We start from the raw sequence: 26,381 nt of genomic DNA, 5'->3' as shown, positions 1-26,381 counted from the left end.
ATTTTTTGAGTTGTCTGATCCGGCCCCTTCGCGGGCAAGCCCGCTCCCACATTGACCGGGATTGTTCACAAATCATGTGACCAACACAAAACCCTGTGGGAGCGGGCTTGCCCGCGAAGAGGCCGGTACAGTCAGCGAAAGATTCAATGCCGCTTGATAAACCCCGTCAACGCCGCCAACGCCTCCGGCGACCGCAGCCGCTGAGTGAACAACGCCCCCTCCTCTTCAATCACCTTGCGCAACAGCTCCCGGTCCGGCGCCTTCATCAATTGCTTGCTGATGCGCACCGCTTCCGGCGGCAGCGACTCGAATCGCAGGGCCATCTCCCGCGCCTTGGCCAAGGCTTCTTCGCCACTGCCCAGCGCTTCGGACGCAATGCCCCACGCCGCAGCCTGCTCCCCATTGAAACCTTCACCGAGCAGCAACAACTCCGCCGCCTTGGCCTGCCCGAGCAGACGCGGCAGGATCAGGCTGGAGCCGAACTCCGGGCAAAGACCAAGGTTGACGAACGGCATGCGCAGGCGGGCGTCGCGGCTGACGTACACCAGGTCGCAATGCAGCAGCATGGTCGTACCAATGCCCACCGCCGCTCCGGCCACGGCGGCGACCACCGGTTTGCGGCATTCGAGCAAGTTGAGCATGAAATGGAACACCGGGCTGTCGAGACTGTTCGGCGGTTGCTGGATGAAATCGGCGATGTCGTTGCCGGCGGTGAAGCATTCGGCAGAGCCGGTGATCAACACGGCGTTGACATTCGGGTCGCTGTCGGCCTGTTTCAGCGCCTCGGCCAAGTGGCTGTACATGGCGCGGGTCAGGGCGTTTTTCTTGTCCGGGCGATTCAGGCGCAGGGTCAACAGGCCGCGTTCGCGTTCAACTTGGATGGCATCGGTCATGGCAGGTCTCGCGTCTGAAAAATCAGCGCTCAACCACGGGGCAGGAACACATCGGCCAGCAGTTGATTGCGCGGCAATCCCGCCAAATACAGACGCCGGGCAAAGGCGTCGACACTGTCGGGGCCTCCGCAGAGTAAGGCCAGGGTTTGCCGGGAAACAAGCCGCAGTTGCGCCAAAGCCGCTGGCAACTCGGCCGGGGTCCACAGTTCGACACTCAGGTTCGGACGGCTGGTTGCCATGGCTTGCAGGGGTTTGGCCAGGTAGTGCTCATTGGCATCATGGGCCAGGTGAATGACGCGAATGGCGCCCTGGTGATCCTGGCGCAATGCTTCGCGCAAGACACCAAACAATGGCCCCAATCCGGTGCCGGCCGCCATCAACCACAACGGCCGGGCGTGCCAGTCAGGGTCATAATGCAAGGCACCGCCGCGCAGTTCACCGAGACGGATCGGATCGCCGATGCGCATTTGCCTGGCGGCATCGCTGAATTCCCCGGGCGTGCGGCAATCGAGATGAAACTCCAGAAAACGGTCTTCCTGCGGCAGGCTGGCGAGGGAATACGGCCGCGCCACGCTACCCGCCCACAATACCAGGTGCTGCCCGGCGCTATAACGCAACGGTCGCTGGGGGATTACCCGCAAGCGCAGCACCGTGGTAGTCAGCCAATCGACCGCCGCGACTTCGGCCGGATGACCATCGGTTTGCGGGTCGAAGGCGTGCACCTGCAAGTCCTCGACCACCTGGCACTGGCACGCCAGCCGCCAGCCTTGTTCACGCTGCGGTGCACTCAAGGCATCGGGGCGGCTGTCGTTCGGCAGGCCCCGCACACACTGCACCAGGCACGCATGACAACTGCCGGCGCGGCAACTGTAAGGCACTGGCACGCCGTTCTGATTCAGCGCATCGAGCAGATTGCTGCCCGCCGCCACCGACCAATGGCGCTCGCCGACCCGCAGCTCAGGCATCGACGTTCTCCCACGCTGCCGCGCATCGGTTGCGGCCGTCACGCTTGGCGCGATAGAGCGCCTGATCGGCCTGCTGCAACGCATCATCGAGGTCGTCACCCAATTCCAGCAGGGTCATGCCGGCGGACAGGCTGAGGTTGCGTACATTCAGACCAATCAGCTCGACATCGGTGAACGCGATGCGCAGCCGTTCGCAGCACGAAGTCAGACTGTCGGCATCGCAATCGGGCAGCAGCACCACGAACTCTTCGCCACCGTAGCGAGCCAGTACGTCACCGTCACGCAGGCACGCGCTGGCAACGCCGGCAAAGGCTTGCAGCACCTGATCGCCGGCGGCATGACCGTGCAGGTCGTTGATGCGTTTGAAATGGTCGAGGTCGATCAGCGCCAGGCCATGCACGACACCGGCGTCCATGGCGTTCAGCTCGCGTGACGCCAGGCGCAGGAAATGCCGACGATTGAACAGGCCCGTGAGCTCGTCGGTGGCCACCAGGTCTTCGAGCTGACGCATCATCCCGCGCAACGTGTCCTGGTGCGCCTGCAAGGCAAAACGCCGCTGGCGCATGCGTTGTCGCGAGGCCTGGACATAGCGGGCATACAGCACCAGCCACACCAGCACGATGAACAGCACACAGACCTGCAACACCGCCATGGCCGGGTCAGGCAGCTGGAAGTGGTAGCCCTCCCACAGCGTGATCGCACTGAAACTCAAAAACACCAGCAGCGCGCATCGTACTAAAGACCGGCGAGACAGATGGAACAGGCCGAACAGCAGGATCAGCACGTAAAACACCAGAAACGCGCCCCGGGCTTCGTCCAGATGGGCAATCAGCCAGGTTTGCCAACCCAGCCCCAGCAACACTTGTGCCTCGGTCATGCTGGGGTCGGCGAAGCGCAGGTTGCAGCCGCTGTAGAACACCGCGAACAGGATGGCCTGACTGATCACTACCAGTGCGCTGCCGATGGCGACACTGGAAAGCGGCGCGTTGTAGTGACCGGTAAAAAACGCCAGCCACAGCAACAGCAATGCCAGGGCATAGGTGCCGGCCGCGAGGGCGAAACGTTTGAGCAACAGGCGCTGGATGGCGTTTTGGGTCAATCGTTGATTCACCAAATGAAAGGAGACTGACAGAGCGTCCTACTCTACAGACCGAATGTCACTTTAGTGGCGTGGCCGATAAATGACCATTCAATTTTCGGGATCGACGGTCCGCGCCTTGCGCGGCCCTGTGGCGAGGGGGCTTGCCCCCGTTCGGTTGCGAAGCAGCCGCAAAAACGGTGAAAACAATCCGCCTGACACAACGACCTGTCTGTTACCGGGCCTGCTCCGCAGTCCAACGGGGGCAAGCCCCCTCGCCACAAAAGCCACGCACTCCTCTTGCAGCTTCAATCTTGCCGCTTGCAGCTGCTTCTATGCGACCAACGATTGACTGCCGGCGCGTGTGCCTGTCCGCGAGGCGCGGTATACTGCCGCGCCTTTTTAGCGTCGCGCCAGCTTGCCCGGCGTGCCTTGAAAGGTGCTTGCAACCGACCGATGCACCCAAGCTGCAAGCACCTTATTGAATGTTCCCGTCTTTTAGAGGAGCGCGACTCATGACCGTGATCAAGCAAGACGACCTGATTCAGAGCGTTGCCGACGCCCTGCAGTTCATTTCCTACTACCACCCCGTGGATTTCATCCAGGCGATGCACGAGGCCTACCTGCGCGAAGAATCGCCAGCGGCCCGCGACTCGATGGCACAGATCCTGATCAACTCGCGCATGTGCGCTACCGGCCACCGCCCGATCTGCCAGGACACCGGTATCGTCACCGTGTTCGTGCGTGTCGGCATGGACGTGCGCTGGGATGGCGCCACCATGGGCCTGGACGACATGATCAACGAAGGCGTACGTCGCGCCTACAACCTGCCGGAAAACGTCCTGCGCGCTTCGATCCTCGCCGACCCGGCGGGCGCTCGCAAGAACACCAAGGACAACACCCCGGCGGTCATCCACTACTCCATCGTTCCGGGTAACACCGTGGAAGTGGACGTGGCAGCCAAGGGCGGCGGCTCCGAGAACAAGTCGAAGATGGCCATGCTCAACCCGTCCGACTCGATCGTCGACTGGGTGCTCAAGACAGTTCCGGAAATGGGCGCCGGCTGGTGCCCACCGGGCATGCTCGGCATCGGCATCGGCGGCACCGCCGAGAAAGCTGCCGTCATGGCCAAGGAAGTGTTGATGGAATCCATCGACATCCACGAACTGAAGGCCCGTGGCCCACAGAACCGCATTGAAGAAATGCGCCTGGAACTGTTCGAGAAGGTCAACCAGCTGGGCATCGGCGCCCAGGGCCTGGGTGGCCTGACCACCGTGCTCGACGTGAAGATCATGGACTACCCGACTCACGCCGCTTCGCTGCCGGTGTGCATGATCCCGAACTGCGCCGCCACCCGTCACGCACACTTCGTGCTCGACGGTTCCGGCCCTGCTTCGCTGGAAGCGCCACCGCTGGACGCCTACCCGGAAATCGTCTGGGAAGCCGGCCCGTCGGCCCGTCGCGTCAACCTCGACACCCTGACCCCGGAAGAAGTGCAGAGCTGGAAGCCGGGCGAAACCGTCCTGCTCAACGGCAAGATGCTCACCGGCCGCGACGCTGCGCACAAGCGCATGGTCGAGATGCTGAACAAGGGAGAAACCCTGCCGGTGGACCTCAAGGGTCGCTTCATCTACTACGTCGGCCCGGTCGATCCGGTCGGTGACGAAGTGGTTGGCCCGGCCGGTCCTACCACCGCCACGCGGATGGACAAGTTCACCCGTCAGATCCTCGACCAAACCGGCCTGCTGGGCATGATCGGCAAATCCGAGCGCGGCCCGACCGCAATCGACGCGATCAAGGACCACAAGGCCGTCTACCTGATGGCAGTCGGCGGCGCGGCTTACCTTGTAGCGCAAGCGATCAAGAAATCCCGCGTGGTGGCTTTCGCCGAACTGGGCATGGAAGCGATCTACGAGTTCGACGTGAAAGACATGCCTGTGACTGTTGCCGTCGACAGCAAAGGTGAGTCGGTACACATCACCGGTCCTGCCATCTGGCAGAAAAAGATCAGTGAAAGCCTGGCGGTAGAAGTGCAGTAAGCGCTTGGACTGTTCCAGAAAAGGCGACAGGGTTATCCCTGTCGCCTTTTTTATTGCCAGGCCATCCCCCTGCAGAAGCGAGCCCGCTCGCGAAGGACGCATGGACGACACGGGCTGTCTGGTGCCCCGCGTTATCGTTGACTTCCATCGCGAGCAGGCTCGCTCCTACAAGGGCCAAGTCGCTCATGTTATCGTGCGCCCCCTCCGTATTCCTTGTGTAAGCCCTGCATGTTTGAGTTATCTCGATCCCTGCGCCTGGCGCTCTATACCGTATTGATCATTGCCGGTGCTGCCATCGCGGCCACTCTGGCCATGCGCCACACCGTGCGCCAGTCAATGGTCGAAGACGCGGCTCGCGCCAATCAGCAACTGGCACTGTATGCCACGTCCCTGCATACCCTGATCGAACGTTACCGCGCCCTGCCCGCGGTGCTGGCGCTGGACCCGGAGCTGCGCTCGGCGCTCAAGGGCAAGGTCAGTTCCGAACAGCAGGACGCATTGAACCGCAAACTGGAAAAAATCAACGGCGCCGCCCAATCATCGACCCTGGAACTGCTCGATCACACCGGCCTCGCCGTGGCGGCGAGCAACTGGCGTTTGCCCAGCAGTTATGTCGGCCACAACTACGGTTTCCGTCCCTATTTCAACCAGACCCGCACCCAGGGCACCGGGCGCTTTTACGCCGTGGGGGTGACCAGCGGAATTCCCGGCTACTTCCTCTCCAGCGCGGTCAGCGATGACGATGGCCGGTTCCTCGGCGCCATGGTGGTGAAACTGGAATTCCCCGAACTGGAACGCGAGTGGCGCCAGGGCAGCGACACACTGCTGGTCAGCGACGCACGTGGAATAATCTTCATCGCCAACCAGCCGGGCTGGCGCTATCGCTTGCTCAAGCCGCTGAGCGACAGCGATCATGCCGAACTCAAGACCACCCGCCAGTACGACAAGCAGCCGCTGACGCCGCTTGAGTTTCAATCGTTGCGGCGCTTCGACGATAACAGCGACCTGGCTCGGGTCGACGGCCCCGACGGCAAGGCGGATTACCTGTGGGAATCCCTGCCGCTGAATACCGAGGGCTGGACCCTGCACCTGCTGCGGCGCCCACGAGTCGCCTTCGAAGACAGCCGCAATGCTGCCCTCGCCGCGGCCGGGCTATGGCTGACCCTGGTGTTCCTGCTGCTGTTTCTCAACCAGCGCTGGCGCCTGGCCAAACTGCGTCAGCGCAGTCGCGAAGAACTCGAACAGCTTGTAGAAGAGCGTACCCGCGACCTGCGCACCGCCCAGGAAGGTCTGGTGCAGTCGGCCAAACTCGCGGCGCTGGGGCAGATGTCCGCCGCCCTGGCCCATGAGATCAACCAGCCGCTCACCGCCCAGCGCATGCAGCTGGCGACCTTGCGCCTGCTGCTCGACAACGGCCGCGTCGACGACGCCTACAAGGCGCTCAAGCCGGTGGATGAAATGCTCACCCGCATGGCGGCCCTCACCGGCCACCTGAAAACCTTCGCCCGCAAGAGCCCCAGCGGTTTGCGCGAACGCCTGGACCTGGCGGCGGTGGTGGATCAGTCGCTGCAACTGCTCGACACTCGGCTGCGCGACGAACAGGTCAGCACCGTGCTGCATCTGACCCGCCCGGCCTGGGTGCGTGGCGATGCGATTCGCCTGGAACAGGTGCTGATCAATCTGCTGCGCAATGCCCTCGATGCGATGCAGGATAAACCCTGCAAACGCCTGGAAATCCGCCTCGAAGCCGACGAACAACTATGGCGCCTGAGTGTGATCGACAACGGCGGCGGTATCGCCGAAGAGAACCTGTCCAAGGTCTTCGATCCGTTCTTCACCACCAAACCGGTGGGCGATGGCCTGGGGATCGGTTTGGCCGTATCGTTTGCCATCGTTCACGAATCCGGCGGGCGCTTGAGTGCCGACAATCATGACAAAGGTGCCGTGTTCACCGTGACCTTGCCCATCGACCTGGAGGTGCATAAACCATGCTGAACTCAGTGATCGTGGTCGACGACGAAAGCAGCATCCGCAGTGCCGTCGAGCAATGGTTGAGCCTGTCGGGTTTCGAGGTGCAGTTGTTCAGTCGCGCCGATGAATGCCTGGCGCAATTGCCCAGGCATTTTGCCGGGGTGATTCTCAGCGATGTGCGCATGCCCGGCATGACCGGCCTCGAACTGCTGGCCGAGGTGCAACGCCGGGATGCCGATTTGCCGGTGATCCTGCTGACCGGTCACGGCGATGTACCGATGGCCGTCGAAGCCATGCGCGACGGTGCCTACGATTTCCTCGAAAAACCCTTCAGCCCGGAAACCCTGCTCGGCAGCCTGCGCCGCGCCCTCGACAAACGCCGGCTGGTGCTGGAAAACCGCGCGCTGCACGAGCAGGCGGACAACCGCGCCAAACTGGATGCCACGCTGCTCGGCGTGTCTCGGGGTCTACAGACCCTGCGTCGGCAAGTTTTGGACCTGGCAGCACTGCCGGTCAACGTGCTGATTCGCGGCGAAACCGGTAGCGGCAAGGAACTGGTCGCGCGTTGCCTGCACGACTTCGGGCCGCGGGCCGACAAGCCCTTTGTCGCACTCAACTGCGCGGCCATCCCCGAGCAATTGTTCGAAGCCGAGCTGTTCGGTCACGAGAGCGGTGCGTTCACCGGAGCGTCCGGCAAGCGCATCGGCAAGCTCGAGTACGCCGACGGCGGCACACTGTTTCTCGATGAAATCGAAAGTATGCCGTTGGCCCAGCAAGTGAAACTGCTACGGGTGTTGCAGGAGCAAAAGCTTGAACGGCTGGGCTCGAACCAGAGCATCCGCGTGGATTTGCGCATCATTGCCGCGACCAAGCCGGACCTGCTCGACGAAGCGCGGGCCGGACGTTTTCGCGAAGACCTGGCCTATCGCTTGAACGTCGCTGAGCTACGCCTGCCGCCCTTGCGCGAACGCCGTGAAGACATACCCCTGTTGTTCGAATCATTTGCCCAAAACGCCGCCGAACGCCTGGGACGTAAATTTCCGCCGTTGAGCGGCGCCCAGTTGAGTCACCTGCTGAGCCACGACTGGCCAGGCAACGTGCGCGAATTGGCGAATGTCGCCGAGCGTCAGGTATTGGGGCTCGGTGAACCGGAACCCTTGGGCATCGAGCCCGGCCAGTCACTGGCGGCTCAGCAGGAAGCGTTCGAAGCGCAATGCCTGCGTGCGGCATTGACCCGGCACAAGGGCGATGTGAAAGCGGTGCTCGAAGAACTGCAACTGCCACGCCGGACCTTCAATGAAAAGATGCAGCGGCATGGGTTGAGCCGGGAGATGTTTTTGTAGCGCCTGAACTGGCCTCTTCGCGAGCAAGCCCGCTCCCACAGTGGATCTCCAGTGAACACAAGATTTGTGTACGTCTCAGATCAATTGTGGGAGCGGGCTTGCTCGCGAAGAGGCCGGTACAGGCGACACAAACCCAGGAGCCAAAATAAGCAACTTTCCGCTCACCACCAGCCAAAGATAAGCGGATTCCCGCTCACCAAAACACTCTACCCCCTCTAAACCGGCCCTCTCCCCGTTGGCACACCTCCTGCTATAGCCCTGGCAGGCTGCGTTTCATCGCGCTCCACAAAAACAATTAAATGAAGGATCCTTCAATGGATAACTCCAACTCCCTGCCGCTTGGGTCGGCTGCCACGCCGGCCAAAGAAAGAACCACTTCCAGCCGCATCAAGTCGATCTTCAGCGGCTCCGTTGGCAACATGGTCGAGTGGTACGACTGGTACGTCTACGCCGCCTTCTCCCTGTACTTCGCCAAAACCTTCTTCCCCAAAGGCGACACCACCGCCCAACTGCTCAACACCGCCGCGATCTTCGCCGTGGGCTTCCTGATGCGTCCGATCGGTGGCTGGCTGATGGGTCTGTATGCCGACAAGGTCGGGCGCAAAAAGGCCCTGATGGCCTCGGTGTACCTGATGTGCTTTGGCTCGCTGCTGATTGCCCTGAGCCCGGGTTATGAAGTCATCGGCATCGGCGCGCCGATCCTGCTGGTGTTCGCGCGCTTGCTGCAAGGCCTGTCGGTGGGTGGCGAATACGGCACCTCCGCCACTTACCTCAGCGAGATGGCGACCAAGGAGCGTCGCGGCTTCTACTCCAGCTTCCAGTACGTGACCCTGATCTCCGGCCAGCTCATCGCTTTGGCGGTGCTGATTGTCCTGCAGAACTTCCTGACCACCGAGGAGCTCTACGCCTGGGGCTGGCGCATCCCGTTCGCCATCGGCGCGCTGTGTGCCGTGGTTGCGCTGTACCTGCGTCGTGGCATGGAAGAAACCGAGTCCTTCACCAAGAAAGAAAAAGCCAAGGAAAGCGCGATGCGCACCTTGATGCGCCACCCCAAGGAACTGATGACCGTGGTCGGCCTGACCATGGGCGGTACGCTGGCGTTCTACACCTACACCACCTACATGCAGAAATACCTGGTGAATACCGTCGGCATGAGCATTTCCGACTCCACCACCATTTCCGCTGCCACGTTGTTCCTGTTCATGTGCCTGCAACCGATCATCGGCGGGCTGTCGGATAAAATCGGTCGTCGGCCGATCCTGATTGCCTTCGGTATCCTGGGCACGCTGTTCACCGTACCGATCCTGACCACCCTGCACACCATTACGACCTGGTGGGGCGCGTTCTTCCTGATCATGGCGGCGCTGATCATCGTCAGCGGCTACACCTCGATCAACGCCGTGGTGAAAGCCGAACTGTTCCCGACCGAGATCCGCGCCCTGGGCGTGGGCCTGCCGTACGCACTGACCGTCTCGATCTTCGGCGGCACCGCTGAATACATCGCGCTGTGGTTCAAGAGCATCGGTATGGAGACTGGTTACTACTGGTACGTCACCGCGTGTATTGCCGTGTCGTTGCTGGTGTACATCACCATGAAAGACACCCGCAAGCATTCGCGGATCGTCACTGACTGACAGATAGATCGAAGCTGGCTGTACCGGCCTCTTCGCGAGCAAGCCCGCTCCCACATTCGACCGCGTTCCTTCTGGAACAACCCGGTTAAATGTGGGAGCGGGCTTGCTCGCGAATGGAGCCGACTCGGTATCAAGTCAGCATCGTCATGACAGCCAAACCCAGGCTCGGCGATGCCACACTGAAAAGTGGACAAGGGCTTCATGAAAAATCCGTCACCCAGGTAAAAGAGCCGATTAATCACGCGTTAATGCTCGCCGCCCAACCTTTAACGGCCTGATCGATTCATTGCGATGCGCTCACTCAGTCCTTGAAAGCGAAAAAGCCTGACGGCCTTAACATCCAATTAATCGATAAGTAGCAGGATTTAATTGCGAAATTTAATCGATATATCTGGCGTCTTGGCTTTTTTCCACTAAACGCCAACGAGACGGGAGTCACCACCATGAAGACCAAACTGATCCTTGCCCTGGCCCTTTCCGTACTGGCCGCCAACACGTTCGCCGCCGATGGCTACGACAAAACCGGCTCGGCCTCTTACGGCTCCGGCGCCAGCGCCGCCATCGAACGCAGCCACTCGGGCACCTATGCTTCTGATGGTTTCGATAAAACCGGCACCGCGGACGCTGTCGCTGCCGACGGTTTCGACAAAACCGGTAGCGCTGAAGCTATCGGCTGATCGTGGAGGGAACTCACGGCCCGGCTTCGGCCGGGCTTGGTCGTTTTTGGGGTAATACAATTCTTCCGGCAGACCACAAATCCTGTGGGAGCGGGCTTGCTCGCGAAGACGGCGGCACATCCAATATCAATGTGACTGGCACACCGCTTTCGCGAGCAAGCCCGCTCCCACATTGGATCTCATCAACTCAAGTACCGAATCCGACTGGAAATCCGTGGCGCGTGCTTGCACCATGAGCGCCTCCAGCCCGCTCCGGAAATTATCTCCAATGCCTGACGACATCCACTTCTACGAACCCGCCAACGGCCACGGCCTGCCCCACGATCCGTTCAACGCTATCGTCGGCCCGCGCCCCATTGGCTGGATCTCTTCACAGGATGCCGAGGGCCGCTTAAACCTGGCGCCCTACAGTTTCTTCAACGCCTTCAACTACATTCCGCCGATCATTGGGTTTTCCAGCGTCGGGCGCAAAGACAGCCTGAACAACATCGAACAGACCGGCGAGTTCGCCTGGAACCTGGCCACGCGGCCGCTGGCCGAGCAGATGAACCAGAGCTGCGCCATGGTCGGGCCTGAGGTCAACGAATTCGAACTGGCCGGGCTGACGACCGCTGCCTCGAAGGTCATTCAGGTGCCACGGGTGGCAGAGAGCCCGGTGTCCTTCGAGTGCAAGGTCACGCAGATCATTCAGTTGCAACGAGCGGACGGCAACGTGGTGCCGAGCTGGCTGATCCTCGGCGAAGTGGTCGCCGTGCATATCGCCAAATGGCTGTTGAAGGACGGGGTATACGACACCGCCGCGGCAGAACCGATTCTGCGCGGCGGCGGGCCGGCGGATTACTTCCAGCTGGGGCCTGAGGCGTTGTTCAAGATGTACCGCCCGGGGGCGGTGAAGTGATCACCAGAGCAGGTCGGCGTCTTCTTTGACGTCCTTGAGGTGGGTCAGTTCTTTGGCCGCTGCCAGGTCGGCGTCATGGGCGGTCTTGAAGATCTGCCCTTCCAGCACCTTGTGAAAACGCGGGGCGCCGGAACCACCCAGCGCTTTGACGGCGATAGCGGCGTGGTAACCACCCTCGCCCGGTACTACAGCGGAAACAGCTTCGAAGTGTTCAAAGGCTTTACGTGCCATGTCGCGAATCCTGGCTGGTTGAGAATGCCGTCATTAAACCCTCAACCGGCCAGTTTGTGTACCGCCACTGCGGACTGCCCCAGGGCCTGCGCCGCCGAGACATCCTTGAAGGTGTGGAAATCCAGACTGTTGACCACCAGCTCCTGCACCAGCTCGGCAAAAATCTCCATCGCCGGCGTGCTGAAGTACGCGGTCATGGCCTGTTGATTGCTCCAGAAACCGGACACCAGCCACAGCTCCGGATCGCATTGCGAATGCTGCAAGGCAAAGCTCAGGCAGCCTGGCGCTGCGCGGGATGGTTCGATCAGGGCGCTGAGGCGCACACCGAGTTCCTCCGAGCGCCCGGCGCGCGCTCGAACGAAGGCCATATGACTGACGGGGATCTGCGTGGACATGTTCAACCCTCCCGGGGAGTCGCGTGGCAGCCGGGGGACGGGCTGCGACAGGATCAAAGGTTAAGGGCCGCGACGCCTGTCTCGTTAGTCGATTCCTGCCGGCGCGTTGCACAATCCTGCGAAACTTCATCGCCAGCCTGTAACAAGCTGTAAAACCCTGTCACGGTTCTGCCATACGAGTTTCAAGCAAGTTCTTGCGGCACAAGGCTCTATTGGCTACACCGCCGGTCGACCCCTGGCAGAATCAGGCAAGCATCCGGCAGGATGTGTCTACCGCTGTCGCTTGCACAAACTTATGCTCTGCACCACTCCCTTCATGCCTTGCCGAGGATGCCTCGCATGTCGTCGCTCGATCACTTTCAAGCCCCGCTGGACACCGACATGGAAAAGCAGCGCGCGGAACTGGCGGCCATCATCCGCCGCAACACCGCCGAAGATGGCAGTTATGCCACGGCCATCGGCTCGCTGTTCATGTCCCGCCACAGCCAGTCCCACGAGTTCGCCCCGGTGCTCGCGCAACCGGCGCTGTGCATCATGGCCCAGGGGCGCAAGGAAGTTCAGCTGGCCAACGAATACTTCAACTACGACCCGCTGAACTACCTGGTGGTCTCGGTCTCGATGCCGCTCAGTGGACGAGTGGTGGATGTCTCGCCTGAGGAACCGATCCTGGCCTTGCGCCTGGACATCGACCCGACGGAAATCACCGCACTGATCGCTGACGCCGGCCCCCTCGGCGTGCCCACCCGGCCGACCGGGCGCGGGCTGTATGTCGAAAAACTCGACACCGCGATGCTCGACGCCGTGCTGCGCCTGGCACGATTACTGGACACGCCAAAAGACATCGCCATGCTCGCGCCGCTGATTCGCCGGGAGATCCTCTATCGCCTGTTGCGCAGTAAACAGGGGCATCGGCTGTACGAAATCGCCATCGCCAACAGTCAGAGCCATCGCATCAGCCAGGCGATCAAATGGCTCAACGGCAATTTCGAACAGCCGTTGCGCATTGATGAATTGGCCAAGGAAGTGAACCTGAGCGTGTCGACGCTGCATCACCGCTTCAAGGCGATGACGGCGATGAGTCCGTTGCAGTATCAGAAGCAGCTGCGCCTGCAGGAAGCACGGCGGCTGATGCTCGCCGAAGGGCTGGAGGCTTCGGCGGCGGGGTATCGGGTCGGGTATGAAAGTCCGTCGCAGTTCAGCCGGGAGTACAGCCGGTTGTTCGGTGCGCCGCCGTTGCGGGATCTGGCGCGGTTGCGGTTGACGGTTTGATCCGGAGTTTTTGGTGTGGCTGCTGACCCCTTCGCGAGCAAGCCCGCTCCCACAGGTGGAATGCATTCCAAATGTGGGAGCGGGCTTGCTCGCGAAGAGTCCAGCTCAGGCAATACAAATCCTGGATCAGGCGCCCAGTACCCGGCATGCCTCCACCGGCAAGGTCACCGACACCGGATGACCAACGCTCAGGCCAAAGCCCTGACATGGCGTGCTCAGCGCGGTAAACGACACCCCGGAACACTCCACCGTGGTCTCGATGGTCGCGCCGATATCGCGCACGAACGTCACCTTGCCCAGCAAGCGGTTGCCCGCGGTCGCCTGGGGTGCGGACAGTTGCAGGTCTTCCGGGCGAATCAGCATCTTCACCTTTTCACCGACCACGATGCTGCTGCAGATCGGTACTTGCAGCGCATCGCCGCCCGGCAAACTGACCTTGCCGTTACCCAGCACCGTGGCCGGGAAGATGTTGCCCGAGCCGATGAAGTCCGCGACGAACTCGTTGGCCGGGTGACGATAGATCTCGATCGGCGTGCCCACCTGCTGCACCTTGTGCTCACCCAATACGACCACGATATCGGCCATGGTCATGGCCTCGCGCTGGTCGTGGGTCACCATGATGGTGGTGATGTTCAGGCGTTGTTGCAGTTGGCGGATTTCCACCTGCATCGACTCGCGCAGCTTGGCATCCAGCGCTGACAGAGGTTCGTCGAGCAGGAGGATTTTCGGGTGATTGGCAATCGCCCGGGCAATCGCCACGCGCTGGCGTTGGCCGCCGGACAGCTTGGCCACCGGACGATTGATCATCGCTTGCAGCTGGATCAGTTCCAGCAATTCCACCACCCGCGCCTGCTGGTCAGCCTTGCTGACGCCACGCAGTTTCAGCGGATAGGCGATGTTCTCCCCCACCGTCATGTGCGGGAACAGCGCCAGCGACTGGAACACCATGCCGAAATTACGCAGATGCGCCGGGGTGTGGCCGATGTCCTCACCGTCCAGGCGAATCTCGCCACCGCTCAGGGTTTCCAGCCCGGCAATCATGCGCAGCAAGGTGGTTTTGCCACAGCCCGAAGGACCGAGGAAACACACCAGTTTGCCCTCGGGCAAATGCAGGTTTACATCCTTTACCGCGCAGGCCGAGCCGTAATGTTTCTCGACGTTTTCCAGAATCAGACCAGACATAAGAATCACCTCAAGAAATCAGAACGAAACGCCACCTTCACCAACCAGCTTCTCCAGCGCCCAGATGAGGACGAAGTCGATCAGCACGATCAGCACGGCAAACGAAAATACGGTTGGGTCGAGCGAAGACACGGTGCGGCTGTACATCCAGATCGGCACGGTCATGACGTCGATGGTGTAGAGGAAATAGGTCACGGTGAATTCGTTGAACGAGACGATGAACGCCAGCAGCATGCCCGCCAGGATCCCCGACTTCATCAACGGCACCACCACATCGACAATCGCCCGCAGCGGTGAAGCACCGAGCATTTGCGCGGCCTCTTCGACTTCGCTGCCGATGGAGAGCATCGCCGCCGTGCAGTTCTTCACCACGAATGGCAACGCGAGGATCACGTGGGCAATCACCAGGCGCGAGGTGGTCATGTGGAACGGCAGGCTGTCGAACACCAGCAGCAACGCCAGGCCCAACACCACCATCGGAAACACCAGCGGCAACGACATCAGCTGCAGCGCCACGGCCTTGCCGCGGAACTCGCAACGGGTCAGCGCGTAGGCCGCCGGCACCGCGATGATCGTGGCGAAAATCATGGTCAGGCACGACACCAGCAGGCTGGTGCTCATGGCCTGGCCGAGGCTCAGGACGTCACTGGCATCCGGCGACACGAAGGTGTGCCAGGCGGCCTTGTACCATTGCAGGCTGTAGCTGCTCGGCGGGAAGTCGAGGTTCGACGCGCCGCTGAACGACATGACGATCATGGTCAGGATCGGCAGTACCGCCAGCAGCAGGATGAAGCCGGAAAGGATGCCGGCAAACTTGCCGGTCTCGCCGGGCAACAGCCCATAACGCTTTTTGGTCAGGGTGCTCATTGGGAAGCCTCCAGCATGCGCCGACGACGGCCAGTGATGTATTCGGACAAGGTCATGATCGCGAGGGTGGTGACGATCAGCACCACGCCGGCAGCGGATGCGGCGGGCCAGTTCATCAGCGGGGCGATCTGGTCATGCACCATCACCGCCAGCATCGGCACGCGCCGACCTCCGAGCAGCAAGGGCACCACGAAACTGCTGGCGTTGTAGGCGAACACCAGGGTCGCACCGGTAATGATCCCCGGCAGACTCATCGGCAATACCACCTGGCGGAACACCTGGAAGCGACTGGCGCCCAGGGTGGCGGCAGCTTCTTCGTAGCTGCGGGCGACACCGCGCATGGCGCTGGCAATCGGCAACACGGCCAGCGGGAAGGCGGTTTGCACCAAGCCCATCAACACGCCGTTCTGGTTGTACAACAGCATGATCGGGCGCTTGATCAGGCCCAGGCCCATCAGTGCCTGGTTGAGCATGCCGCCAGGGCCGAGGATCACCAGCCAGCCGTAGCTTTGCAGCAGCAGGTTGACCAGCAATGGCAGCAACACCGCCGCCAGGAAGATCCGTCGCACGAACGGCGAGGTCAGGCGCGACATGGTGTAGGCCACCGGGATCGCCAGAATCACTGCGATCACCGCGCTGATCAGCGCCAGGCGCAGGGTCAGCATCAGCGACTTGAGGTAATAGGGTTCCAGCAACTGGGCGTAACTGGCCAGGCTGAACCCGGACCATTCCGCGCCTTTGGTGCCCACGCTCATGCGCAGTACCAGCAGGCTCGCGGCAATCAAAACGCCGAGAAACAGCATCGACGGCGTGAGGAAAAGCCAAGCGCGCGCGGTCGGCGAAACACCCCGAGCGGCGCGCACGGGGGCGGCACTCAGCGGATGAGTCAGAGGTTGGTGTTCCATAGCAAAGGGTCTCGTCAATGGACAGCAGCTGACAAACACAAGCCTCGATACCACCGTGAACCCTGTGGGAGCGGGCTTGCTCGCGAAAGCGGTGTATCAGTCACATTGATGTTGGATGTGCCGACGCATTCGCGAGCAAGCCCGCTCCCACATTTGATTTGTGGTGCTTCAAGGTCTTGTGTACGTCACTCGATCAGGAAGAAAAGATTTCCGTGTAACGACGAATCCATTGGTCATGCACGCTGGCCAGGAAGGCGTTGTCGTGCATGATCGCCTTCTCGGCAATCTGCTCCGGCGTGAGGATGTACGGGCTCTTGCGTGCTTCGGCGGAAATGATCGCCTTGGCGTTGACCGGGCCGTTGTAGATGTCTTCAGCCATCTTGCCCTGCACCAGCGGGTCCAGAGAGTGGTTGATGAAGGCGTAGGCCATGTCGGTATCGCCCGGACGGTTCTTCGGCATCACCGACAGCATCAGGTCGGTGTAGAAACCTTCCTTCATGCCGAATGTGGCGCCCAGGCCGTAGTTCGGATCGCGGATCTGTTTCGGGAAGAAGGCTGGCGCGTACAGGCCGCCCATGTCCAGGGAACCGGTGCGGAACAGTTCGGCGATCTGGTTCGGGTTTTCACCCAGGGTCACCACACGATCCTTCAGCTCGGCGAGCTTCTTGAAGCCAGGCTCGATGTTGTGTTCGTCACCACCGGCCAGTTTGGCGGCGATGATGATCAGGTCCATGGCCTCGGTCCAGTTCGGCGGCGGCAGGAAGATGTTCGGCGCCGCGTCGGCATCCCACAGGGAGGCGTAGCTGGTCGGGGCTTCTTTCTGGGTGCGGGTGCTGTAGACCAGGCTGTTGCACCACAGCAGGTAACCGATACCGTGGCCATTGGCGCCGGTGCGGTATTTCTCCGGTACATCGACGAGGTTGGGAATGCGGTTGAGGTCGGGTTTTTCCAGCAGGTTGGCGGCGGCCAGACCTTCGGCGCCGACGCCTGCCAGGGTGATGATGTCGTATTGCGGACGATCACCGCCGGCCTTGAGCTTGGCGACCATTTCCGAGGTACTGCCGGTGCGGTCAGCGATGACCTTGCAGCCGTACTTGTCTTCGAACGTCGCGGCGATGTTACGCAGTGCGGCCAGGCCGGTGTCATCGGACCAGGTCAGCAGACGAAGGGTCTTGCCGGCAAAGCGTGTGTCGCTGGCATTGGCCTTGATGAACGGCATGCTCATGGCTGCCGCTGCAACCGAGGCTACGCCCACGGTCTTGATGAATTGACGTCTGTTCAGATCATGCTCGCCCATTACGGACTCCCTTTGTTTTTGTAGGTATAAGGCAGGTCGAAACTGTTGCATCCGCGCGACCGGACCAGCGTTAGCCCTCGTATTTTCGGGGGCTTGGCTGAGCCAGCGAGTTCATCCTGAGGTCGTGTAAAACACCTGACTATCGATAAAAACTCATTGAAGCCATGACGCCAGCGCATGCCTCCTTTTCCTTGTGGGAGCGAGCTTGCTCGCGATGGACGTCAACGATAATGCGGGGCATCAGACAGCCCGTGTCGTCCATGCGTCCATCGCGAGCAAGCTCGCTCCTACACAGTGCCAGGCGTCAGACGGCCCGGATCACGTGTTTGATTTCCTGGAAAGCCTGCAAGCCCCATGGCCCCAATTCGCGGCCGATGCTGCTCTGCTTGTAGCCGCCCCAGGCGGTCTGCGGGAAGATCACCTGCGGCGCGTTGATCCACACAAGCCCCGCCTGCAAAGCGTTGGCGACGCGGTCGGCGGTCTCGGCATTGCGCGTGACCACACTGGCGACCAGGCCAAACTGACTGTCGTTGGCCAGGGCAATCGCTTCGGCCTCGGAGGCGAAACGGCGCACGCAGATCACCGGGCCGAAAATCTCTTCATTCCACAACGCACTGTCGAGGGGCACTTCGGTGAACACCGTCGGCTGCAAAAAATATCCGCGCGGCAGGTCGGCCGGGCGATTGCCACCGCAAACCAGCTTGGCACCGGCACTCAAACCGCGATCGATGTGACCGAGCACGCGCTGGTATTGCGCCTGATTGACCAGCGCGCCCATTTCCACGTTCGGGTCGAACGGGTCGGCCACGCGAATGGCTTCGGCACGGGCCTTCACTCGGCTCAGGAATTCATCGGCCAGTTCATCGGCGACCAGCACGCGGCTGGTGGCAGAGCACATCTGCCCGGCGTTGAAGAAACCACCGCCACAGGCCACTTCCACCGCCAGTTCGAGATCGGCATCGGCCAGCACCAACAGCGAAGATTTGCCGCCCAGCTCCAGGCTCACGCCTTTGACGGTTTCCGCCGCCCGTTGCATGACCTGCACGCCAACGGCATTGCTGCCGGTGAACGACACCTTGGCGATGCGCGGGTCTGCCGACAGCGGAGCGCCAACGGCCAGGCCGGTGCCGCACACAAGGTTAAAGACACCCGCCGGCACACCGGCATGAGCGATGATCGCGGCCAGTTCCAGTTCCGGCAGCGGCGTCACTTCCGAAGGCTTGAGCACCACACAGCAACCGGCGGCCAGGGCTGGGGCGAGTTTCCATGCGGTGGTGACCATCGGAAAATTCCACGGCACGATCAGGCCGACCACACCGCACGGCTCGCGGCGCAGGCGAGCGCTGAAGTCGTCGGTCGGCAGCTCTACCGCGCTGTCTTGTTTGGCATCCAGGCCTTCGGCCAGACCGGCGTAATACTCGAACGTGGCGATCACGTCATCGACGTCGATCGCGGCTTCGAACTGCGGTTTGCCGTTGTTGCTCGACTGCAAGTGCATCAGTTTTTCACGGTTGGCCTGCACGCCCGTGGCGATTTTGCGCAGGATCGCACCGCGTTCGGCGCCCGTGGTTTTCGACCAGTCGGCGAACGCCTGGGTCGCTGCGTTCACGGCTTGATCAACCGCGCGTTCGTCGCCGCCATTGACGGTGGTCAACAGGGCTTCGGTCGCCGGGTTGATCACCCGCAGGTGTTCGTTGCCGGCCGACCATTGACCGTTGATGTACAGGCCATCCAGAGTCGTCGGGAAGCTCATTTCGACACCGCCTGCATCCACTGGGTCTGGTCGATTTCAATCAGGGTCGGGCCCTGGCGATCGGTAGCCACCCGCAATGCGCCGCGCAATTGCTCGACACTGCTGACCGCTTCGGCGGCGCAACCCAATGCCTTGGCCACACCGATGAAGTCCGGGGTGTAGATGTCCACGCCCACCGGCTCGATGGCGCGGTTGACCATGTATTTCTTGATCTCTTCGTAGCCCTGGTTATTCCACAGCAGCACGATCACCGGGGTGCGCGCTTCAACGGCACTGGCCAGTTCCGGCAAGGTGAACTGCAGGCCACCGTCGCCGATCAGGCACACCACCGGAGGACGCGCGCCACCTTCGATGCGGCCACCCAGCCAGGCGCCAATCGCCGCCGGCAAGGCATAGCCGAGGGTGCCGTAACCGGTGGACGAGTTGAACCAGCGACGCGGACGCTCCGGGTTGAACGTCAGGTTGCCGGTGTACACCGGCTGGGTCGAATCGCCGACGAACACCGCGTCCGGCAGTTCCTGCAGCACGGTTTCGAGGAAGCGGGTCTGGGCCAGGGTCGGTGCGTCCCAGGTTGCGGCCAGGTCTTCACGCAGACGGGCGGCACGTACTTGTCCCCAATCGTTGCGACGCTCGGCCAGGGATTTGTGCGACAGGGCACTGAGCAACGCCTGGGCGGCGTTGCGCGAGTCGGCCACCAGCGCCACGTGCGGCGGGTAGTTGCGCACGGTCTGGTCCGGGTCGATATCGACGCGCAGCAACTTGCCAGGAATTTCGAAGCCACCGGCGAAGGTCACGTCGTAGTCGGTCTCGGCCAGTTCAGTGCCGATGGCTAGTACCACGTCAGCCTCGGCGACCAGCGCTCGGGTGGCGACCAGGCTCTGGGTCGAGCCGATCAGCAGCGGATGGCCGGAGGCGAGCATGCCCTTGGCATTGATGGTGAGGGCGACCGGCGCGTCCAGCAGCTCAGCCAGCTCAGTCAGTTCGATGGCCGCGTCGATGGCACCGCCACCGGCGAGAATCAGCGGACGCTTGGCGCCGGCCAGCAGTTCGGCCATGCGCGACACGGCGCTCGGCGAAGCACCGGCGCGGTCGATATTGACCGGCAGACTGGCGAGCAAGTCGTCGGCTTCTTCAACCAGAACATCCAGCGGAATTTCGATGTGCACCGGACGCGGACGGCCAGCCTGGAACAGTGCAAAGGCGCGAGCCAGCACACCCGGCAATTCCGACGCCGACATCAGGGTGTGGGAGAACGCCGCGACGCCGGCACACAGTGCGCCCTGGTTCGGCAGTTCGTGCAGCTTGCCGCGACCACCGCCCAACTGGCTGCGCGATTGCACGCTGGAGATCACCAGCATCGGGATCGAATCGGCGTAGGCCTGGCCCATGGCGGTGGTGATGTTGGTCATGCCAGGGCCGGTGATGATGAAGCACACACCCGGTTTGCCGCTGGTACGGGCGTAGCCGTCGGCCATGAAGCCGGCGCCCTGTTCATGGCGCGGCGTGACGTGGTTGATGCTCGAACGGGCCAGCCCGCGATACAGCTCCACGGTGTGCACCCCCGGAATGCCGAACACCTGCTCGACCCCGTAGTTTTCGAGTAACTTGACCAATACTTCGCCGCACGTCGCCATGTCTTTGCCCTTTTTGTTCGTTTGAGACGCCGGGCGTGCGCTGTGTTTATGATGGATTCGCAGGCCCGGGAATGGCCTCATTGGAACGGGCGACAGGTAGCCGCAACAATGGATAAAAAGTCATACTAGCCATGTCCTCACGTCATACCTTGGATCCCAATGAAACGACTGCCTCCCCTGCCGGCGCTGCACACTTTTCTGATTACCGCGCAGTGCTGCAATTTCACCCGGGCCGCCGAACAGCTGCACATCACCCAGGGCGCGGTGAGTCGGCAGATCGCCGGGCTGGAAGATCATCTGGGTTATGAACTGTTCATCCGCCTGGCCCGAGGCCTGGACCTGACAGCCGAGGGTCGGGAATGGCTGCCACGGGTCCAGCAGATTTTCGGCCTGATCGACGAGGCCGTTGAACAGATCGGCGAGAAGCGTGAAACCCTGCAACTCAAGGCACCGACCTGCGTCATGCGCTGGTTGCTGCCGCGTCTGCTGCAATGGCAAAAGGAACGCCCGGACGTGCCGGTGGAACTGACCACCACGGTCAAGCACGGGGTGGATTTTCATCGCGAGCAATTCGATGCGGCGGTGATGTACGGCGCACCGCCGGATGATTCATTGATGTCGCAAAAACTCTTCGACGAACAACTCACGCCGGTGTGTTCCAGACCAATGCTCGAAGGCCCCATGCCCCTGCAGACTCCGGCCGATCTGCAACAACACCTGTTGCTGCACCCGACCCGCGACGAACGGGACTGGAAAGCCTGGTTGAAAGCCGCGGATGTGCATTTGACCAATGTCGGCAAGGGCCAGCACTTCGAAACACTGGACCTGGCGATGTCGATGGCGTCCCAGGGAACGGGGGTGGCCATTGGCGACTGGTCGCTGATCGGCGATGACCTGAACGCCGGGCGGCTGGTCATGCCATTCGATTTGAAAGTGACAACGGGACTGGCGTATTACCTGGTGTTCCCGGAAAAGCCCGGGCCTTCGCCGAAGTTGCGTGAATTGATGGGGTGGTTGGTGGAGCAGGCGCAATCGCGGTAAAACCGCAAAATCCTGGTGCACCACCCTGTGGGAGCGAGCTTGCTCGCGATGAACCTGAGAACGCCGCGGGGTATCAGGTCCCCCAGCGTTATCGTTGGCGATCATCGCGAGCGAGCTCGCTCCTACAGGAGATCAGTGAACTCAATAACCGACGGTAAACCGCTGCCGCGAATGCTTCGGGGCTTCCACTTCATCGAGCATCGCGATCGCATAATCGGCGAACGTGATCCAGCTGCGCCCTTCGCTGCTCACCAGCAAATCATCCTGGCCGATGCGGAATTTCCCGGTGCGCTCGCCCTCGACAAATTCGGCCGATGGCGACAGGAAGGTCCAGTCCAGATCCCGCTCTTCACGCAGGTTTGCGAGGAATTCGGCACCGGCGCTGGCCTCTGCCTTGTAAGCCTCAGGGAAACCTTCGCTATCGATCACTCGAACGCCATCGGGCAATAGCAGCGAACCCGCCCCGCCCACTACCAGCAAACGTTTAACCCCGGCTTTTTTCACCGGGCCAACGACTGCGCTGGCAGGCAGGGTCGCGAAATGTGCGGCGCTGATGACTACGTCATGGCCCGCAATTGCAGCTTGCAACGCAGGGGCATCAAGGGCATCGACGGCCTTGCTGACCACACCTTCACGCGCGTCTATTTTCGATGTGTCGCGGGCAATGGCGGTAACGCTGTGACCGCGCCGCAGGGCCTCTTCCAGCAGTTGGCTACCGGCACGACCGGTGGCACCGATGATTGCGATTTTGCTCATGACGTTCTCCAGTTGGCTTGAAAGTATCGGTATCAAATTGCGCTGACCTTTGTGTCGAGGGGGCTTGCCCCCGTTCGGCTGCGTAGCAGTCGTAAACCTGTACTTAGGGTGTGACTGTTGGATTGCAGGGGAGCGCTTCGCACTCCAACGGGGGCAAGCCCCCCTCGCCACAGGTAATCAATTTCATCTCAAAACTTGCTTCAGCTTCATGTACTTCCGGTTACCACTTCATCTCGCCCTTGGCGACCTTGGCACTCAGCTCCAGGGAGCTTTCATCGCCCAGGGTCGGGAAGCGTTTTTTCATCGCGGCGATCAGCGCGGCAGCATCCCTGGCCTTGGCGGTTTCTTCGTCGAAGGCCTTGATGTAGGCGGCGGTGAACTGCACGGCCGTCAGTGAACGATCGCTCTCGCCAAGGTAATGACCCGGCACCACGGTCTGCGGTTTCAGGGTTTCAATGGCATGCAGCGTAGTCAGCCAATCGGCATGGGACTGCGGAGTTTGCGTGTCAGCCATCCAGACGTGGATGTTTTGCGCCACCACGACACCACCAACCACGGCCTTGATCGATGGAATCCACACAAAGCTGCGATCCGGCTGCGGGCCCTCAAGACCCACCACCTGCAACTTCTGCCCTTCGAGGATCAGGCTGTCACCCTTGAGCACGTCCGGCACGATGGTTTTTACAGGCACGTCGGCCCCCATTTTCGGGCCCCAGAATGCCAGTTTGCCGTCGACGGTGTGCTTGATGTGGTCGACGGTCGGCTGCGAGGCGAGGACCTTGGCCTTGGGGAATGCGGCCGTCAGGGTATCGAGGCCGAAGTAGTAGTCCGGGTCACCGTGGCTGATGTAGATGGTGGTCAACTGCTTGCCGCTGGCGCGGATTTTTTCCACTACCTGTTCGGCCTGGGATTTGCCGAATTGCGCATCCACCAGGATCGCTTCTTTCTCGCCACTGACCAGCACCGAGGTCACCGGGAAGATGGCTTTTTCGCCGGGGTTGTAGACATCCAGCGTCAGGGTCGAGGCGCTGGCGTGGGCGGCAAAACCGAAGGTGGTGGCCAGCAAGACTCGCTTAAGTGAGGTGAAACCGATCATCTGTTGCTCCGTGATCCCGATGCCATGTTTGGCGATGCCTTTTGTAGGAGCGAGCCTGCTCGCGATGGACTTGAAGGCGCCGCGTATAACCGGTATCCCGCGTTATCGTTAACGACCATCGCGAGCAAGCTCGCTCCTACACAGAGGAACAGAGCTTAGTTGCCTGACTCGGTACAAAAAATGCGATGCTTGAACATAGTTTGTTTCTGAAAGCGGGCAAATCATGGATCGTCTTCAAGCAATGCGTGTGTTCGTCACGGTGGTCGACCTCGGCAGCCAGTCGGCCGCCGCCGATCATCTGGAGTTGTCACGGCCGGTGGTGTCGCGGTATCTGGCGGAACTGGAAGACTGGGTCGGCGCGCGCCTGATGCATCGCACCACACGCAAGTTGAGCCTCACCGCCGCCGGCACCGAGATCCTGCCCCGCTGTCGGCAGATGCTCGATTTATCCACCGACATGCAAGCTGCCGTCAGCGAACCGGATGACGCACCTCGCGGCCTGCTGCGAATCAGCGTAAGCACCTCCTTCGGCCAGGCGCAATTGGCCGACGCCATGGCCGCCTATGTCCGACGCTACCCCGGCGTCAGCATCGACATGCAGATGCTCGACCGCACCGTGAACCTGGTGGATGAGCGCATCGACCTGGCGATCCGTACCAGCAACGACCTGGACCCGAACCTGATCGCCCGCCGCCTGACGGTTTGCCGCTCGGTGATCTGCGCGTCCCCCGCTTACTTGCGCGAGCACCCGGCGCCGCAACGGGTCGAGGACTTGAGCCTGCACAATTGCCTGACCCACTCCTACTTCGGCAAAAGCCTGTGGCATTTCGAACAGGACGGCGAGCAGGTTTCAGTACCGGTGCAAGGCAACATCAGCGCCAACGAGGCCAGCACACTGCTGCGCGCAACGATAGCCGACGCCGGGGTGGCGATGCTGCCCACCTACCAGGCCGGCGTGCACATCCACAGCGGCGAGTTGATTCGCCTGCTGCCGACGGCCGAACCCCGGCAAATGAACGTGTATGCGGTGTATGCCTCGCGCAAGCACATGCCGGCGGCGTTGCGCAGCTTGCTGGATTTTCTGGTGGTGAGGTTTCCGCAAGAACCGGAATGGGATATCGGGTTGTAAATGGAAGCCCTGTGGGAGCGAGCAAGCTCGCTCCCACAGGGGTGATCAGTGTTCTGAATACCGCGTTATTGCTGGTAACTCACCGGCGCTGACCTATGCTCAAAGTAATACCGAAAGGTATTCGTTCAGAGGTCAACGCCATGAACATCAGAACAAGAAGATACCTCGCGATTTTCATCACCTGTGCGGTCACGCTCGGGCTTTATGGCGCTGCGGCCTGGCGCGTCGAGCAACTGCGCAACCTGCCCCGTGAAGCCGCGAGCTGCAACTTCGAGCGCTGCATCCCCCACAACGCCACCCTCAACGCCCTCCGGTAACGAAGGGGGTCAGGCTTCGTTGTCCTGATCGGCCTTCAAGCGGTCGCGAAACGCTTTGGGCGAAATCCCCACACGACGCCGGAACAGGCGCGTGAAGTTGGTCGGATCGGAAAAACCCAACACGTCGGACATTTCATAAATGGTCATGCTGGTGTAGGTCAGCAAACGCTTGGCCTCCAGCAATTGCCGTTCGTGCACGATCTGCAACGCCGGTTGCCCCGCCAGCTCACGGCAGGTGCCGTTGAGGTGGGACACGGAAATTCCCAGCCGGTGTGCCAGATCCTCGACCTTGACGTGCTGGCGATACGTCTCTTCCACCAGTTGAATAAAGCCGTTGAGATATTCCCGGGCCCGCTGCGGTCGCGCCATGGCGGTGCGACGCTGGATCACCTGGCGGCTGATCCACACCACAATCACGCTGACCAGCGAATGCATGAGCATTTCCCGCGCCGGTTGATGGCTGGTGTATTCGTTCTGCAAGGCGCTGAACAGGCTGTTGAGGTACTCGGCGTCCTTGCCTGCCGGGTAGCTTTCGGACTGGGCCAGGGCATTGACCGATTGCCCCAACTGCATCTGCAGGTGGGCGATCAGCGGCGCGGCCAGGGTTACGACAAACCCTTCCACGTCCTCGGAAAAACGAAAGCCGTGCACCGACAGCGGTGGCAGGATCTGGATTGCCGGCTCCACCAGTTGCGTTCGCTTGCCTTCGATTTCAAGCTCGGCCTGACCTTTGAATACGAAGAGCAACTGGCACAAGTCAGCGTGGCGGTGAGGTTTGATTTCCCAATGATGTTCGCGACTGCGTTTGGAAATGGTTTCACAGTGCAGCAAGTCCGGGGTCGGCCAATCCAGGCTTTCACCGTAGAGCTTGAACACCGGAATCGAAGGCAGGTCAGGCTTGTTCATCACTTCAATCCAGGCCTCAGGGTTGATCTCGGGCGATAATCGCACCGATTGGCAGAATGTACAGCTATCGGCTCAGTTTTCACCTTCAATTGACAGACTCGCAAG

General features: G+C 61.3%; 24 protein-coding genes. 10 read left to right on the top strand and 14 right to left on the bottom strand.

Features of this window, described 5'->3' with window-relative positions; all coding sequences use genetic code 11:
* Positions 1 to 143 precede the first annotated feature (143 nt).
* From KGB20_RS16220 to KGB20_RS16210, 3 genes are read right to left on the bottom strand one after another with little or no spacing between them, the layout of a single operon-like run.
* Positions 144 to 893, bottom strand: coding sequence for an enoyl-CoA hydratase-related protein (locus KGB20_RS16220; protein ID WP_150813325.1), 750 nt, complete (start codon positions 891 to 893; stop codon positions 144 to 146).
* Positions 894 to 922: 29 nt separating this feature from the next.
* Positions 923 to 1,858, bottom strand: a complete 936-nt coding sequence (locus tag KGB20_RS16215; RefSeq protein ID WP_154860442.1) for an iron-sulfur-binding ferredoxin reductase — start codon at positions 1,856 to 1,858, stop codon at positions 923 to 925.
* The gene (locus KGB20_RS16210; protein WP_223532775.1) at positions 1,851 to 2,957 is read right to left on the bottom strand and encodes a GGDEF domain-containing protein; all 1,107 of its coding nucleotides are present in this window, start codon (positions 2,955 to 2,957) and stop codon (positions 1,851 to 1,853) included. The genes KGB20_RS16215 and KGB20_RS16210 overlap by 8 nt, the downstream gene beginning before the upstream one ends.
* A gap of 494 nt (positions 2,958 to 3,451) precedes the next feature.
* Here KGB20_RS16210 and KGB20_RS16205 point away from each other — a divergent pair, with 494 nt between their 5' ends.
* The 6 genes from KGB20_RS16205 to KGB20_RS16180 all read left to right on the top strand — a co-directional run bounded on the left by KGB20_RS16205 (position 3,452) and on the right by KGB20_RS16180 (position 11,498).
* The gene (locus KGB20_RS16205; RefSeq protein ID WP_090457475.1) at positions 3,452 to 4,975 is read left to right on the top strand and encodes a fumarate hydratase; all 1,524 of its coding nucleotides are present in this window, start codon (positions 3,452 to 3,454) and stop codon (positions 4,973 to 4,975) included.
* A gap of 228 nt (positions 4,976 to 5,203) precedes the next feature.
* Positions 5,204 to 6,970 (top strand): ATP-binding protein, encoded by a 1,767-nt coding sequence (locus KGB20_RS16200; protein ID WP_154860444.1) that lies wholly within the window; start codon positions 5,204 to 5,206, stop codon positions 6,968 to 6,970.
* Positions 6,964 to 8,289 carry a sigma-54-dependent transcriptional regulator gene (locus KGB20_RS16195; RefSeq protein ID WP_008052500.1) on the top strand — a complete coding sequence of 442 codons (1,326 nt, stop codon included), beginning with the start codon at positions 6,964 to 6,966 and terminating at the stop codon, positions 8,287 to 8,289. Before KGB20_RS16200 ends, KGB20_RS16195 begins: the two co-directional genes overlap by 7 nt.
* A gap of 314 nt (positions 8,290 to 8,603) precedes the next feature.
* Complete coding sequence (locus tag KGB20_RS16190; RefSeq protein ID WP_150813328.1) at positions 8,604 to 9,923, top strand: MFS transporter; 1,320 nt, start codon at positions 8,604 to 8,606, stop codon at positions 9,921 to 9,923.
* 443 nt (positions 9,924 to 10,366) lie between these two features.
* Positions 10,367 to 10,600, top strand: coding sequence for a hypothetical protein (locus KGB20_RS16185; RefSeq protein WP_154860445.1), 234 nt, complete (start codon positions 10,367 to 10,369; stop codon positions 10,598 to 10,600).
* 268 nt (positions 10,601 to 10,868) lie between these two features.
* Positions 10,869 to 11,498, top strand: a complete 630-nt coding sequence (locus KGB20_RS16180) for a flavin reductase family protein (RefSeq protein WP_056726095.1) — start codon at positions 10,869 to 10,871, stop codon at positions 11,496 to 11,498.
* Here KGB20_RS16180 and KGB20_RS16175 read toward each other — a convergent pair whose 3' ends face one another.
* Positions 11,499 to 11,729: a hypothetical protein gene (locus tag KGB20_RS16175; RefSeq protein ID WP_150813329.1), complete on the bottom strand. Its 231-nt coding sequence runs from the start codon at positions 11,727 to 11,729 to the stop codon at positions 11,499 to 11,501.
* 41 nt (positions 11,730 to 11,770) lie between these two features.
* Entirely contained in the window at positions 11,771 to 12,124 is a 354-nt protein-coding gene (locus KGB20_RS16170) for a putative quinol monooxygenase (RefSeq protein ID WP_057713481.1), read from the bottom strand.
* A 339-nt stretch (positions 12,125 to 12,463) separates the two neighbouring features.
* On the opposite strand from KGB20_RS16170, the gene KGB20_RS16165 reads away from it, so the two are divergent.
* The gene (locus KGB20_RS16165; RefSeq protein WP_154860446.1) at positions 12,464 to 13,393 is read left to right on the top strand and encodes an AraC family transcriptional regulator; all 930 of its coding nucleotides are present in this window, start codon (positions 12,464 to 12,466) and stop codon (positions 13,391 to 13,393) included.
* A 126-nt stretch (positions 13,394 to 13,519) separates the two neighbouring features.
* Here KGB20_RS16165 and KGB20_RS16160 read toward each other — a convergent pair whose 3' ends face one another.
* The 6 genes from KGB20_RS16160 to KGB20_RS16135 form a co-directional block, all read right to left on the bottom strand.
* On the bottom strand, positions 13,520 to 14,575 hold the full coding sequence (locus KGB20_RS16160) for an ABC transporter ATP-binding protein (protein WP_057713479.1): 1,056 nt from the start codon (positions 14,573 to 14,575) through the stop codon (positions 13,520 to 13,522).
* Positions 14,576 to 14,593: 18 nt separating this feature from the next.
* Positions 14,594 to 15,442 (bottom strand): ABC transporter permease, encoded by an 849-nt coding sequence (locus KGB20_RS16155; protein WP_007978496.1) that lies wholly within the window; start codon positions 15,440 to 15,442, stop codon positions 14,594 to 14,596.
* Entirely contained in the window at positions 15,439 to 16,347 is a 909-nt protein-coding gene (locus tag KGB20_RS16150; protein WP_057713477.1) for an ABC transporter permease, read from the bottom strand. The genes KGB20_RS16155 and KGB20_RS16150 overlap by 4 nt, the downstream gene beginning before the upstream one ends.
* Positions 16,348 to 16,540: 193 nt before the next feature.
* The gene (locus KGB20_RS16145) at positions 16,541 to 17,644 is read right to left on the bottom strand and encodes an extracellular solute-binding protein (RefSeq protein ID WP_057713476.1); all 1,104 of its coding nucleotides are present in this window, start codon (positions 17,642 to 17,644) and stop codon (positions 16,541 to 16,543) included.
* Positions 17,645 to 17,948: 304 nt separating this feature from the next.
* Positions 17,949 to 19,397, bottom strand: coding sequence for an aldehyde dehydrogenase family protein (locus KGB20_RS16140; protein ID WP_154860447.1), 1,449 nt, complete (start codon positions 19,395 to 19,397; stop codon positions 17,949 to 17,951).
* Positions 19,394 to 21,031, bottom strand: a complete 1,638-nt coding sequence (locus KGB20_RS16135; RefSeq protein ID WP_154860448.1) for a 5-guanidino-2-oxopentanoate decarboxylase — start codon at positions 21,029 to 21,031, stop codon at positions 19,394 to 19,396. The genes KGB20_RS16140 and KGB20_RS16135 overlap by 4 nt, the downstream gene beginning before the upstream one ends.
* A 159-nt stretch (positions 21,032 to 21,190) precedes the next feature.
* Here KGB20_RS16135 and KGB20_RS16130 point away from each other — a divergent pair, with 159 nt between their 5' ends.
* Positions 21,191 to 22,072, top strand: coding sequence for a LysR substrate-binding domain-containing protein (locus KGB20_RS16130; RefSeq protein WP_154860449.1), 882 nt, complete (start codon positions 21,191 to 21,193; stop codon positions 22,070 to 22,072).
* A 141-nt stretch (positions 22,073 to 22,213) separates the two neighbouring features.
* Here KGB20_RS16130 and KGB20_RS16125 read toward each other — a convergent pair whose 3' ends face one another.
* Together KGB20_RS16125 and KGB20_RS16120 are read right to left on the bottom strand one after the other, a co-directional pair.
* Entirely contained in the window at positions 22,214 to 22,828 is a 615-nt protein-coding gene (locus KGB20_RS16125) for an NAD(P)-dependent oxidoreductase (RefSeq protein WP_154860450.1), read from the bottom strand.
* Positions 22,829 to 23,048: 220 nt separating this feature from the next.
* The gene (locus KGB20_RS16120; RefSeq protein WP_150813336.1) at positions 23,049 to 23,924 is read right to left on the bottom strand and encodes an MBL fold metallo-hydrolase; all 876 of its coding nucleotides are present in this window, start codon (positions 23,922 to 23,924) and stop codon (positions 23,049 to 23,051) included.
* A gap of 223 nt (positions 23,925 to 24,147) precedes the next feature.
* On the opposite strand from KGB20_RS16120, the gene KGB20_RS16115 reads away from it, so the two are divergent.
* Positions 24,148 to 25,053: a LysR family transcriptional regulator gene (locus tag KGB20_RS16115; protein ID WP_202982163.1), complete on the top strand. Its 906-nt coding sequence runs from the start codon at positions 24,148 to 24,150 to the stop codon at positions 25,051 to 25,053.
* Between the two features lie 140 nt (positions 25,054 to 25,193).
* Positions 25,194 to 25,370 (top strand): hypothetical protein, encoded by a 177-nt coding sequence (locus KGB20_RS16110; RefSeq protein WP_007978514.1) that lies wholly within the window; start codon positions 25,194 to 25,196, stop codon positions 25,368 to 25,370.
* Between the two features lie 9 nt (positions 25,371 to 25,379).
* Here KGB20_RS16110 and KGB20_RS16105 read toward each other — a convergent pair whose 3' ends face one another.
* Positions 25,380 to 26,276: a helix-turn-helix domain-containing protein gene (locus KGB20_RS16105; RefSeq protein WP_150813337.1), complete on the bottom strand. Its 897-nt coding sequence runs from the start codon at positions 26,274 to 26,276 to the stop codon at positions 25,380 to 25,382.
* Positions 26,277 to 26,381 lie beyond the last annotated feature (105 nt).

Origin of the sequence: Pseudomonas sp. BF-R-30 (assembly GCF_019956175.1) — a bacterium.
In the GTDB taxonomy this organism is placed as follows: domain Bacteria; phylum Pseudomonadota; class Gammaproteobacteria; order Pseudomonadales; family Pseudomonadaceae; genus Aquipseudomonas; species Aquipseudomonas jessenii.
Note: the sequence above shows the minus strand (reverse complement) of the source record. Positions and strands in the feature narration are given on the sequence as shown.